The organism is Mesorhizobium sp. M4A.F.Ca.ET.090.04.2.1 (genome assembly GCF_003999085.1).
Classification (GTDB): domain Bacteria; phylum Pseudomonadota; class Alphaproteobacteria; order Rhizobiales; family Rhizobiaceae; genus Mesorhizobium.
Genome location: NZ_RZOT01000033.1, coordinates 6,707 through 19,144, shown reverse-complemented (window position 1 = coordinate 19,144; position 12,438 = coordinate 6,707). Strand labels below are relative to the sequence as shown.

Here is a 12,438-nt window from a genome sequence, read left to right as displayed (position 1 = left end):
GGCGAATTCTGGTCGACCAGGAGAATATGGGCCGCCAGCGCAAGCGCGCCGGCATCGCTGCTCAGGAACTTGACCGGCAGCGCCCGGCCGGCGCGGAGCTCGAGCGCCTGCGTCTTGCCGGTGATGCGCGGCAGCGCGACCTGGTCGCCCTGCCGCGCCAAGCTGATGCCGGCGCCGCCCGAAGCGGCAGCGCTGATCGCCTGCTGCTGGGCGAGACCGAGCAGCGACACCGGCAGCAGCAGGCCGCCCTAACCAGTGACAGCATTGATCTTGCGCGCGTGGAAGCCATCAAGTCTCCAAACTCTTCCCTTCGCCCTACCCCGTCGAGCCGCATGAGAAAAGCACCGCGCCAATCCGGCACCGGACCGGGCGGACGGCTGGGACATCGGCCATCGGGGCCGAATAGTGCGGGCTTAAGTCCGGCAGCGGCAGTTCGTCCTTGAACCTTGCGGCTTCCGGTGCCAAATCTGGGGGGATTTTTCGTGACGGCTCGCATCAGGAGCCAACCACCCCGGCAAACGGACATAAATGGTCACCTATCTCGACGCCGCCACGGCACCGCTCAGAAACACCGGCCAGATCCGCCTCTATGGCGAGGAAGGCTTTGCCGGCATGCGCAAGGCCTGCGAGCTCACCGCACGCTGCCTCGACGAGCTGGTGCCGATGGTCGCGCCGGGCGTCACCACCGAGACGATCGACCGTTTCGTCTTCGAGTTCGGCATGGACCATGGCGCGCTGCCGGCGACGCTCAACTATCGCGGCTACACCAAATCGTCGTGCACCTCGATCAACCACGTCGTCTGCCACGGCATTCCCGACAACAAGCCGCTGAAGGACAGCGACATCGTCAACATCGACGTCACGTACATCCTCGACGGCTGGCATGGCGATTCCTCGCGCATGTATCCGGTGGGCACCATCAAGCGCGCCGCAGAGCGCCTGCTCGAGGTCACCCATGAGTGCCTGATGCGCGGCATCGCCGCGATCAGGCCGGGCGCCCGCACCGGCGCCATCGGCGCTGCCATCCAGACCTATGCCGAGGCCGAGCGCTGCTCGGTGGTGCGCGATTTCTGCGGCCACGGCGTCGGCCAGCTTTTCCACGACGCGCCGAACATCCTGCACTACGGCACCGCCACCGAAGGCGTCGAGATGCGGCCGGGCATGATCTTCACCGTCGAGCCGATGATCAATCTCGGCCGCCCGCATGTGAAGGTGCTGTCGGACGGCTGGACCGCGGTCACACGCGACCGCTCGCTGTCGGCGCAATACGAGCACACGATCGGCGTCACCGACACCGGCTGCGAGATCTTCACGCTCTCGCCGAAAAAACTCGACCGCCCCGGCCTGCCGGCCTAGTCTCCCTCAAAGCCTTCGGGGGTGGCGGGTTCATGGGAAAAACCGGCGATGACGAGCGGGGATTTTTCTCCGAGCGGTGGATCGAACCGCCGGCCGGCAAAGCGGCGGTCGAAAAGAGGGCGACACCAGAACAGCCGCACTATCATGGCCATCGTGACCGTTTGCGTGAGCGTTTCACGGCCGCCGGCGCCGACGCCCTCCCCGACTACGAACTTCTCGAACTGCTGCTCTTCCGGCTGATCCCGCGCGTCGACACCAAGCCGATCGCCAAGGCCTTGCTGGCGCGCTTCGGCACCTTCGCCGAAGTGCTCGGCGCGCCGGTCAACCTGCTGCAGGAGGTGAAGGGCATCGGCCCCTCGGTGGCGGTCGACCTGAAGGTGATCGCCGCGGCCGCGCAGCGCATGGCGCGCGGCGAGGTGCACGGCCGCGAAATCGTCTCCAACTGGACGCAGCTTCTCGACTATTGCCGGTCAGCCATGGCCTTCGAAAACCGCGAGCAGTTTCGCGTGCTGTTCCTCGACAAGAAGAACGGGCTGATCGCCGACGAAGTGCAGCAGGTCGGCACCGTCGACCACACGCCGGTCTATCCGCGCGAGGTGGTCAAGCGCGCGCTGGAGCTTTCGGCCAGCGCCATCATCCTGGTCCACAACCATCCGTCCGGCGACCCGACACCGTCGCGCGCCGACATCGAGATGACCAAGCAGATCATCGAAACGGCAAAACCGCTCGGCATCGGCGTCCACGACCACATCATCATCGGCCGAAAGGGCAATGCGAGCATGAAGGGGCTGTTGTTGATCTGAGTTCGGTGTCGATCTCTGCCCCACGCCGGCGACTTGGCCCGACGAAAGCATAGGTAGCATAGCTACTTGCCGCAATCTGATCCCTTTCGCATTTGACGCATGGCGCGCTCCTCGTCATGCTGGGGTGATGACAAGGGGCGTGCTGCTGGACCTCGCAGGCGTCATCTATGATGGCGCGACTGCCATATCGGGCGGGGTCGACGCCGTCGCGCGTCTGCGCCAGGCCGGTTTTTCCATACGCTTCGTCAGCAACACCACGCGCTCGTCGAAAAAGAAGGTTCTCGACCATCTGGGGGCGATGGGCCTCACCGCCGCCAAGGCCGATGTCTTCACCCCGGCGCAGGCCGCGCGCGAATGGCTGCTGCGCAACGGCCGCGCGCCATATCTGCTGGTCCACCCCGGCCTCGAACCGGATTTCGGCGAATTGCCGGCCCGCGACAAGCGCGCCGTCATCGTCGGCGACGCTGGCGACGCATTGACTTACGCGGTGTTGAACGACGCGTTCCGCGAACTGGTCGCGGGGGCCGAATTGCTGGCTCTCGCCACTAACCGGACATTTCGCGATGCCGATGGCGCGCTCAACCTCGATGCCGGGCCATTTGTCGCCGCACTGGAGTTTGCCTCGCTGAAACGCGCGACCGTTCTCGGCAAGCCGTCACCGGCATTCTTTCTCTCGGCGCTGGCCTCGATGAATTGTCCGCCGGAACAGGCGATCATGGTTGGCGACGACGCCGAGGCCGACATAGCCGGCGCGCTCCGCGCGGGGCTTTCGGGCGCCTTGCTGGTGCGCACCGGCAAATATCGCCGCGGCGACGAGAAGCGCTTCGATCCGCCGCCGACCGCGACCGTCGCCGATCTCGCGGCGGCCGCCGATTGGATCATCGCGCGATCCAGTCCGACCTGAAAACGAGGCTCCGTGACTGCAGACGCGCCAGTTTGTCCACATGTACATCCCACGCATAGTCGGCTCTGGAATTTCAACCGCAAATCACGCTATGATGCCAGCGGCATTCACCGGGACGGCTTCGCGCCCCCTCGAATGCCGGGAGGACGGGACATGGCCATTGCGCTTGTACTCGTTTTGGTTGTTGTGGGCTCTGTGGTGTTTCACTTCCTGAGCCCATGGTGGTGGACGCCGATTGCCTCGAACTGGGACTATATCGACAACACCATCATCATAACCTTCTGGATCACCGGCGTCGTCTTCGCCGCCGTGGTGCTTTTCATGGCCTATTGCGTGTTCCGCTTCCGCCACCGGGAAGGCAACCGCGCCGCCTATGAACCGGAGAACAAGCGCCTCGAATGGTGGCTGACGGTCGTCACGGGAGTGGGTGTTACCGCCCTTCTGGTGCCCGGCCTGTTCGTCTGGAGCCGCTTCGTCACTGTCCCGAGCGACGCGACCGAGGTCGAAGTCATCGGCCAGCAATGGCAATGGAGCTTCCGCTTGCCCGGCAAGGACGGCAAGCTCGGCACCTCTGACACTCGCGACATAACGGCTGAAAATCCGCTCGGCGTCATCCCCGGCGATCCCAACGGCCAGGACGATGTCGTGGTCGAGGCGGCCGATCTGCACCTGCCGATCGGCAAGCCGGTCAAGATGGTGCTGCGCTCGGTCGACGTGCTGCACGATTTCTACATCCCGGAATTCCGCGCCAAGATGGACATGATCCCGGGCTCAGTCACCTATTTCTGGTTCACCCCGACCAGGACCGGAACCTTCCAGGTCCTGTGCGCGGAACTCTGCGGCCAGGGTCACCCGCTGATGCATGGCGTGGTCATGGTCGATACCGAACAGGACTACCTGGCCTGGCTAGGCCAGCAGCAGACTTTCGCGCAACTGTCGGCGCCCCAGAAGACGGGCTCGGCCGACCAGGCGACGGCGTCTGGTCTGGACGTTGCGGCAAAACTCGAAACTGTCGAGGCACGCTGAACAGGGCACGGAGGTGCCGCCATGGTCGATATCACGCCTGCAGATGCCGTACCGCCGGCCGAAGTCGCGGAAATGGAACTTTACCATCCGCACAGCTGGTGGACGAAATACGTCTTCTCGCAGGACGCCAAGGTCATCGCCATCCAGTATTCGGCGACGGCGACGGCGATCGGCTTCGTGGCGCTGATGCTGTCCTGGCTGATGCGGCTGCAGCTTGGCTTCCCCGGCACGTTCGACTTCATCACCCCCGAGGCCTATTACCAGTTCATCACCATGCACGGCATGATCATGGTGATCTACCTGCTCACCGCGCTCTTCCTAGGGGGCTTCGGCAATTACCTGATCCCGCTTATGGTCGGCGCGCGCGACATGGTGTTTCCCTATGTCAACATGCTGAGCTACTGGATCTACCTGCTCGCCGTGCTGGTCCTGGTGTCGAGCTTCTTCGCGCCCGGCGGACCGACCGGCGCCGGCTGGACGCTGTACCCGCCGCAGGCCATCATGACCGGCACGCCCGGCGGCCAGGACTGGGGCATCATCCTGATGCTCTCCTCACTTATCCTGTTCATCATCGGCTTCACCATGGGCGGCCTGAACTATGTCGTGACCGTGCTGCAGGCGCGCACCCGCGGCATGACGATGATGCGGCTGCCGCTCACCGTCTGGGGCATCTTCACCGCCACCGTGATGGCGCTGCTCGCCTTTCCCGCGCTTTTCGTCGCTTGCGTGATGATGCTGCTCGACCGCGTGCTCGGCACCTCCTTCTTCATGCCGGCGATCGTCGAGATGGGCGAACAACTGCAGCACAATGGCGGCAGCCCGATCCTGTTCCAGCATCTGTTCTGGTTCTTCGGCCACCCCGAGGTTTACATCGTCGCGCTGCCGGCCTTCGGCATCGTCTCCGACCTCATCAGCACCCATGCGCGCAAGAACATTTTTGGCTACCGGATGATGGTCTGGGCCATCGTCGGCATCGGTGCGCTGAGCTTTGTGGTCTGGGCGCACCACATGTATGTCAGCGGCATGCACCCCTATTTCGGTTTCTTCTTCGCCACCACCACGCTGATCATCGCCGTTCCGACCGCCATCAAGGTCTATAACTGGGTGCTGACGCTGTGGCGCGGCGACATCCATCTCACCATACCGATGCTGTTCGCGCTCGCCTTCATCGTCACCTTCGTCAATGGCGGGCTGACCGGGCTGTTCCTCGGCAATGTCGTCGTCGACGTACCGCTGTCGGACACGATGTTCGTCGTCGCCCATTTCCACATGGTCATGGGCGTCGCGCCGATCCTAGTGATCCTGGGCGCGATCTACCATTGGTACCCGAAAGTCACCGGCCGCATGCTCGACGAGACACTCGGCCGCTTCCATTTCTGGGTGACCTTCCTTGGCGCCTATCTGATCTTCTTCCCCATGCACTATCTTGGCCTGATCGGCATTCCGCGGCGCTACGCGGAGCTGACCGATATGACGATAATGACGGAGTCGGCCCATCATCTGAACTCGTTCATCTCGATCATGGCCTTCATAGTCGGCTTCGCCCAGATGGTGTTCCTGTTCAACCTGATCTGGAGCATCCGCAATGGCCGCGAGGCCGGCGGCAATCCTTGGCGGGCGACGACGCTGGAATGGCAGACGCCGGAGACCCCGCCGACCCATGGCAATTTCGGCAAGGAGCTGCCGATTGTCTATCGCTGGGCCTATGACTACAGCGTGCCGGGCGCCAAGGAGGACTTCATTCCGCAGAACGTGCCGGGCAATTTCGGCCTCTCCAAGGAGCCGGCATGAGCGTCATCCTGGTCTTCCTGGCTGTGATCGCCGGTTTCGCCGGCTGGTGGCTCTCGCACCAGCGGCTGACGGCGAAACCATGGTTGGAACAAGGCCTGGCAGGGGATTTCGTCGACCTCGACCGGTCGGCCCTGCCCACCGCCAAGATCGGCCTCGGCGTCTTCCTCGCCGTCGTCGGCTGCCTGTTCTCGCTGTTCACCAGCGCCTATTTCATGCGCATGGGCCTGTCGGATTGGCGGCCGCTGCCACTGCCGCGCCTCCTCTGGCTGAACACCGGCGTGCTGGTGCTGAGCAGCATCGCGCTGCAATGCGCCGTCGCCGCCGCGCGCAAATGCCAGGTCGACAATGTCCGGCTGGGTCTTGTCACGGCCGGGGTAACAGCGCTTGGCTTCCTCATCGGGCAGCTCGTGGCGTGGCGGCAACTGACCGAGGATGGCTATCTTCTCGCCGCCAACCCGGCCAACAGCTTTTTCTATCTGATCACCGGCATGCACGGCCTGCACATACTGGGGGGTCTGATCGGCCTTGGCAGGACGAGCGCTAGCGCCTGGAACGGCGCTCGGCCGGAGCGGCTGCGCCTCGGCGTCGAGCTCTGCGCCATGTACTGGCATTTCCTGCTTTTCGTCTGGCTCTGCATCTTCGCCCTTCTGGCCGGCTGGGCCGCGACGTTCATCGACATTTGCCGGCAGCTGCTGACCTAGGAGGCAGGCGATGGCTGAGACGACACTGGTGCATAGCGGCCAAACGGAGCCAAGGCCTTCCGGCTGGCAAGGCATTGCCGCTGACTGGGCCTCGGACCAGCGCGCGTTCAAGAACGTGTCCTGGGGCAAGGCCATGATGTGGATCTTCCTGCTCAGCGACACCTTCATCTTCGGCTGCTTCCTGCTCTCCTACATGACGGCGCGCATGTCGACGCGCGTGCCATGGCCCAATCCGAGCGAGGTCTTCGCGCTGCGCATCGGCGGCCAGGAGATTCCGCTGATCCTGATCGCCATCATGACCTTCGTACTGATCTCGAGCAGCGGCACGATGGCCATGGCGGTCAATTTCGGCTACCGCCGCGACCGCCGCAAGACCGCGATCCTGATGCTGTTGACCGCCGCGCTTGGCGCCACCTTCGTCGGCATGCAGGCCTTCGAGTGGACCAAGCTGATCACCGAAGGGGTACGGCCCTGGGGCAATCCCTGGGGCGCCGCGCAATTCGGCTCCTCGTTCTTCATGATCACCGGCTTCCACGGCACCCACGTCACGATCGGCGTGATCTTCCTGATCATCACGGCGCGCAAGGTCTGGCGCGGCGACTACGACATCGGGCGGCCCGGCTTCTTCACAAGCCGCAGGGGCCGCTACGAGAATGTCGAGATCATGGGCCTCTACTGGCACTTCGTCGACCTGGTCTGGGTGTTCATTTTCGCCTTCTTCTATCTTTGGTGAGAAGCAGGCTTTGTTGAGAGGAAGCTATGGCTGAAGCAACCGCAAACGGTCTCGGGCAACACGCACTGCACGCCGACCACGCGCATGACGCTGCGACGGTCGCCGTGGCCGAGGCGCATCAGGAGCATCCGATCAAGCTCTACCTGGTGGTCTGGGTGTGGCTGTTCATCCTCAGCACCTGCTCCTACTTGGTCGACTATTTCGGGCTGCACGGCTATCTCAGATGGTCGCTGATCCTGATCTTCATGATGCTCAAGGCCGGGCTGATCGTCGCCGTCTTCATGCACATGGCCTGGGAAAGGCTGGCGCTCGCCTATGCGATCATCCTGCCGCCGATATTGGTGCTGGTGTTCACGATGATGATGGTCTTCGAGTCCGACTACACGCTTTTCACCCGTGTAACGTTTTTCGGTGCCGGACCCTGACGCACAGCCGGAGTTGCTGGACGGTCGCCTCGCCTTGAAACAATGGATGGCTGAGCCATCTTTGTCGGTATCGGAGACGGTCGAAGACAGCCGTCGTTCCAATTGCATCACAACCTGAAGCAAGGGGAGCCAAAATGACGATCGCGAACAAACTGAAGCATTTCATCGACGGCAAGGGCGTTTCCTATGACACCGTCGAGCATCACCGCACGTCCACCAGCCGGCAGTCCGCCATCGCCGCGCATGTGCCCGGCAGCATCATGGCCAAATCGGTGGTCGTCCACCACGAGCTCGGTTATGCGCTGGCCGTGGTCCCGAGCACGCACAGGATCGAGCTCGGCACGTTGCAAAGCATCATGGATAAGCGTCTCGGGCTTGCTTCCGAGGACGAGGTGGTCTCGCTCTTCGGCGATTGCGACATCGGCGCGGTGCCACCGATCGGAGCCGCCTATGACGTGCCGGTGATCCTCGACGAAAGCCTTGGCAACGCCGACGACATCTATTTCGAAGGCGGCGACCACAGGACGCTCGTTCATGTCAGCGGCAAGGACTTTCGTAACCTGACAACGGATGCGCGCCAGGCCCGCTTCAGCCATCCGGCCTACTGAAGCTAGCTAAATGCATGTCACCCAAAAGTGTGCAGCGGTTTTGGGACAACGACATGCACAAAGACAAAAGCTTAAAGCGCGTCGCCTGAATCCGTTCAGACGCGACGCGCTTTAAGCCGCGCCGAAACGGCGCGGCCCCAAATCTCAACCTGCCGGTTTGACCGAAGGTGGCGGTTCCACGACCTTGCGATAGACGTGCCAGGTGGCGTGGCCGAGAATCGGCAGCACCACCGCCAGGCCGGCGAAGACCGGGATCGATCCGATGATCAGCGCAACGGCGACGATCAACCCCCAGACCGCCATCACGATCGGGTTCGCCATCACCACGCGCACCGAGGTGTGGATCGCCTCGTACGCGCCGACATCACGATCGAGCAGCAGCGGGAAGGCGACGACCGTGGTGCACAGCACCACCACGGCAAAGACGAAGCCGATGGCATGGCCGAGCACGATCAGCGTCCAGCCGCGCCCGGTGGCGAATATTTCGTTGATGAAGCCGGACAGCGATGCCGGCGGCGTCGGGCCGAAGAGATGCACGTAGAATGCCTGGGCGGTCAGAAGCCAGGCGATGAAGATCGCAAACAGCATGATTCCGACCGCCGCGATCGACGGCAAGGCGGGCGAGTTCTTGACCTCGAAGGCATGGCTCCAGGAGGCATCGAGACCGGCCTCCCGCCGGCGGCTGATTTCGTAGAGGCCGATCGCGGCGAACGGGCCGAGCAGCGCGAAGCCGGAGACCAGCGGAAACAGCAACGGCAACGCGTTGGCGCCCGATGTCCAGGCGGCGAGAACCACGCCGACCAGCGGATAGATCAGGCAGAGAAACACGATATGCGAGGGCTTGACCATAAAATCGTCGACGCCGCGTCTGAGCGCGTCGAAAAGATCGGAAACGCCGATTTTTCGAATTCTCGTATGCTCCAGCGTTTCGCTGGCACCTGCAATAACGTGAAAGCTCGCCATGACCATTCCTCCAGATCAGGTCCGGCGCGGTCGCGGTTTCATGGTGCTATCGTTCTGCGTGATTGGTCACGCAAACCGCAACCTGCACCACAAACACCATACACTTTTGCGCGGGACTTGTCGCCCTTTGTCGGCAAGGGATCCGGGTGGGCCCAAGCACAGGCTGGCTCGAAGATCCTTTTTTCGCTATTCTCCTGCAGGTCGAAGGTGAAGGTCATGGACACTCGGACGCTTCTCATACTCGGCCTTGGGATACTCATTCTGCTGCTGCTCGGATTCTTTGCGCTGCCGGCGTGATGGCTTTGGAAGCAAGGTTCTAGGCGGCCCGCGGGCTGCGGCTGCGAACCTGGCTCATGCCCATCGGGATCAGAGTGAGGCGACCACGCGCGAAACGATCCTGTCGCAGAGCAGCGTGGCGAAAATCGCGAAGAGATAAGCGATCGAAAAAGCAAACAGCGCCTTTGCCGGCGTCATCTCATTGTCGCGAGCGGCCAGCACCTTCCAGGCACGCCAGATGAAACCGATACCCAGCGCCGCTGCGACGACCCCGTAGAATCCGCTGGCGAATCCGAAAGGCCAGGGCAGCACCCCGATCGGCGCCAGGATGAGCGCGTAGGCGAAGATCTGTCTGCGCGTTGAAGCCTCGCCCGCCACGTTCGGCATCATCGGAATACCGGCGGCGGCGTAGTCGCCGACCTTGAACAAGGCCAGCGCCCAGAAATGCGGCGGCGTCCACAGGAAGATGATCAGGAACAGGATGAGGCTTTCGACACCGACGGCACCGGTGGCGGCCGCCCAGCCGATGACCGGAGGAAGCGCGCCCGCCGCACCGCCGATGACGATGTTCTGCGGCGTCGAACGCTTCAGCCACATCGTGTAGATCACGACGTAAAAGAAGATGGTGAAGGCAAGCAGCGACGCCGCGAGCCAGCCAACCAGCACGCCCAGCGTCATCACTGAGAGCGCCGAAAGCACCAGGCCAAAGCCGAGCGCTTCGCCCGGCGTGACGCGGCCCGAAGGCACCGGCCGCTTCGACGTACGCGTCATCAACGCATCGATATCGGCGTCGTACCACATGTTGAGCGCACCGGCCGCACCTGCCCCGATGGCGATCGCCGCGATCGCGATCACGGCGATGACCGGGTTCATCACGCCGGGCGCCACCATCAAGCCGACGAAAGCAGTGAAGACGGCAAGCGCCATGACGCGCGGTTTGAGCAGCGCGAAGAAATCGGCGGCCGTCGCTTCCGAGAGGCGAATGCCGTTGTCCTCGAGGCGGCTTTCCCTAGTCGACATTGCAGGCGACCACCGATGGAGGCAGGAAGAATGACTATTGCGAGAACTGCTTGAGATAGGCGATGACGTTGGCCACGTCCTGGTCGTTCTTGAGACCGGCAAACGCCATCTTGGTCCCTTTGACCATGGCCTTGGGATCGTGAAGATAGGTCGTCAGCGTCGGGTCGTCCCATTTGACGCCGGACTTGCCGGCATCGATCATCGCCTGGGAGTATGCGAAATCAGGGTGCGTGCCCGCCGTGCGGCCAATAACGCCATGCAATGAAGGGCCGATCTTGTTCTTGTCCTCGTCCGCGATGTGGCAGACCTTGCATTTGACGAAAACCTTCTCACCCGCCGCGGCGTCCTGCGCCTGCGAGGGATGGGCGGTGAAGGCTGTTACGGACACGGCTGCAATAAATGCGATGGCGCGCATATGGCACTTCCTCCCTGGTCGTCATCCTGCCTTGGACGATTCACGCAGCCGATCACGTCGGCTTGCGCCCTTTGATGGCAAGTACGGAATATCCGCACTGCCGCAGTGGAATTGCGGCACCTACATACCACGGATTCCGAACGGCGGATAGAAAAAGCCAGAGATTGCGATGGTTTAGGACGCGCTCAGGGTGGATCGGTGTTGCAAGCCCCGGCGATCCTGTCGACCGCCTCGCCAAGTCCGGAAAGGTCGAAATCCGCCTCGCCGCGTCCCGCCAGCAGGCCGAAGCGCCAGGAAAGCAGAAGCCGGCTCGCCGGCACCAGCCGCTTGATGCCATCGGCGCCATCCCTGACCAGCACCTTGCCGCGCGTACCGACGGACCAGCTCTCATCGAATTTGCGGTCGCCGTCGACAGTAACCGACATGGTGATCTTGCGGCTGGCGGACACGGCATCGTTGAGCTGCACCCATTCGCTCCAGTGCGGCTCGCCACCCGGCTGGCAGGCGATGGTCAGCACCGGACTGTAGCCCAGCGCGCCGCCACCGGTGAGAAGCTTGTTGTCGGCATAAAGCGAGGCGGTGACCAGACCGTCATTGCTGGTATCGAAACGCCAATTGTCGAGAGCGGCATCGGCCTCGGCCACGCCGCAGGCAGAGATGAAAGCGAGCGCCGCCGCCACCACGCCGCCCTTTTCGACGAACCGCCTCAACGATGCCTCCAACGCCCTCTGTTTCGCGACACAAGCGCAGATAATCATCAAGGTTTCGTATCGCCAGCCGCGCGCCACCATTCGAGCACGCCGCTGTTGCGCCGAAGCCACAACACCAGGCCTCAACGAAAAAGGCCGCCCGAGGGCGGCCTTTGGCAAATTCAAGTCTGGTACGCGCGTTACTCGGCGTCCTTGGCGGCCTTCTTTTTCGGCGCCGCCTTCTTTTTTGGTTCCTCTGCGTCGTCGCCGGCCTTGGCTTCACTTGCCTTGGCTTCGGCCTTCTTCGATGCAGCCTTTTTCGCCGGCTTCGCCTTGGCCACGGTCTCGCTGTCCTCGTCGTCGGCCATCAGTTCTTCCTTGCCGACCTTGACGTCGGTGACGGAGATCTGGCCGAGCAGATGGTCGACCACCTTCTCCTCGAACATCGGCGCGCGCAGCGTGTTCAGCGCGTCCGGGTTGTTGCGGTAGAACTCGAAGGCTTCCTGCTGCTGGTTGGCGGGAAAGCGGCGAACCTGCTCGAACAGGCCGCGCTGCAATTCCTCGTCAGAGACGGTGACGCCGGCCTTCTCGCCGATTTCGGCGAGCACCAGGCCGAGGCGCACGCGGCGCTCCGCCAGGCGCATATATTCCGCGCGCGCCTCTTCTTCCGTCGTCTCTTCGTCGGCGAAGGTGCGGCCGGCGGCTTCCAGATCGCGGTTGACCTGGTT

The 12,438-nt window shown here is 63.0% G+C and carries 14 protein-coding genes and 1 pseudogene; 9 read left to right on the top strand and 6 right to left on the bottom strand.

The annotated features are described in order from the left end of the window. A partial coding sequence (locus EN781_RS04530; RefSeq protein ID WP_127399816.1) for a hypothetical protein occupies positions 1 to 230 on the bottom strand: 230 nt, incomplete at its 3' end. A 298-nt stretch (positions 231 to 528) separates the two neighbouring features. On the opposite strand from EN781_RS04530, the gene map reads away from it, so the two are divergent. From map to EN781_RS04485, 9 genes are all read left to right on the top strand, one after another. Continuing rightward, entirely contained in the window at positions 529 to 1,356 is an 828-nt protein-coding gene (gene map, locus EN781_RS04525) for a type I methionyl aminopeptidase (RefSeq protein ID WP_126054231.1), read from the top strand. Between the two features lie 32 nt (positions 1,357 to 1,388). After that, positions 1,389 to 2,159 carry a DNA repair protein RadC gene (gene radC, locus EN781_RS04520; RefSeq protein WP_126054230.1) on the top strand — a complete coding sequence of 257 codons (771 nt, stop codon included), beginning with the start codon at positions 1,389 to 1,391 and terminating at the stop codon, positions 2,157 to 2,159. Positions 2,160 to 2,298: 139 nt separating this feature from the next. After that, positions 2,299 to 3,063, top strand: coding sequence for a TIGR01458 family HAD-type hydrolase (locus EN781_RS04515; RefSeq protein WP_348631363.1), 765 nt, complete (start codon positions 2,299 to 2,301; stop codon positions 3,061 to 3,063). A 153-nt stretch (positions 3,064 to 3,216) separates the two neighbouring features. Continuing rightward, positions 3,217 to 4,089: a cytochrome c oxidase subunit II gene (locus EN781_RS04510; RefSeq protein ID WP_126054228.1), complete on the top strand. Its 873-nt coding sequence runs from the start codon at positions 3,217 to 3,219 to the stop codon at positions 4,087 to 4,089. A 21-nt stretch (positions 4,090 to 4,110) separates the two neighbouring features. Beyond that, a complete protein-coding gene (ctaD, locus tag EN781_RS04505; RefSeq protein WP_126054227.1) occupies positions 4,111 to 5,880 on the top strand; it encodes a cytochrome c oxidase subunit I in 1,770 nt (589 codons plus the stop codon). Further along, positions 5,877 to 6,581, top strand: a complete 705-nt coding sequence (locus EN781_RS04500; protein WP_126054226.1) for a cytochrome c oxidase subunit 3 — start codon at positions 5,877 to 5,879, stop codon at positions 6,579 to 6,581. The genes ctaD and EN781_RS04500 overlap by 4 nt, the downstream gene beginning before the upstream one ends. Positions 6,582 to 6,591: 10 nt before the next feature. Beyond that, on the top strand, positions 6,592 to 7,314 hold the full coding sequence (locus EN781_RS04495; protein ID WP_126054225.1) for a heme-copper oxidase subunit III family protein: 723 nt from the start codon (positions 6,592 to 6,594) through the stop codon (positions 7,312 to 7,314). A gap of 26 nt (positions 7,315 to 7,340) precedes the next feature. After that, on the top strand, positions 7,341 to 7,739 hold the full coding sequence (locus tag EN781_RS04490) for a cytochrome C oxidase subunit IV family protein (RefSeq protein WP_126054224.1): 399 nt from the start codon (positions 7,341 to 7,343) through the stop codon (positions 7,737 to 7,739). Positions 7,740 to 7,873: 134 nt separating this feature from the next. After that, positions 7,874 to 8,347, top strand: coding sequence for an aminoacyl-tRNA deacylase (locus EN781_RS04485; protein ID WP_126054223.1), 474 nt, complete (start codon positions 7,874 to 7,876; stop codon positions 8,345 to 8,347). A 144-nt stretch (positions 8,348 to 8,491) separates the two neighbouring features. Here EN781_RS04485 and EN781_RS04480 read toward each other — a convergent pair whose 3' ends face one another. The 5 genes and pseudogenes from EN781_RS04480 to EN781_RS35110 form a co-directional block, all read right to left on the bottom strand. Next, positions 8,492 to 9,310 carry a DUF2189 domain-containing protein gene (locus tag EN781_RS04480; RefSeq protein ID WP_126054222.1) on the bottom strand — a complete coding sequence of 273 codons (819 nt, stop codon included), beginning with the start codon at positions 9,308 to 9,310 and terminating at the stop codon, positions 8,492 to 8,494. Between the two features lie 366 nt (positions 9,311 to 9,676). Further along, complete coding sequence (locus tag EN781_RS04475; protein ID WP_126054221.1) at positions 9,677 to 10,606, bottom strand: heme o synthase; 930 nt, start codon at positions 10,604 to 10,606, stop codon at positions 9,677 to 9,679. Positions 10,607 to 10,640: 34 nt separating this feature from the next. Next, on the bottom strand, positions 10,641 to 11,021 hold the full coding sequence (locus tag EN781_RS04470; RefSeq protein ID WP_126054220.1) for a cytochrome c family protein: 381 nt from the start codon (positions 11,019 to 11,021) through the stop codon (positions 10,641 to 10,643). A 185-nt stretch (positions 11,022 to 11,206) separates the two neighbouring features. Continuing rightward, positions 11,207 to 11,731, bottom strand: a complete 525-nt coding sequence (locus EN781_RS04465) for a hypothetical protein (RefSeq protein ID WP_126054219.1) — start codon at positions 11,729 to 11,731, stop codon at positions 11,207 to 11,209. A gap of 179 nt (positions 11,732 to 11,910) precedes the next feature. Further along, positions 11,911 to 12,438, bottom strand: a pseudogene (locus EN781_RS35110) (trigger factor); the annotation flags it as partial.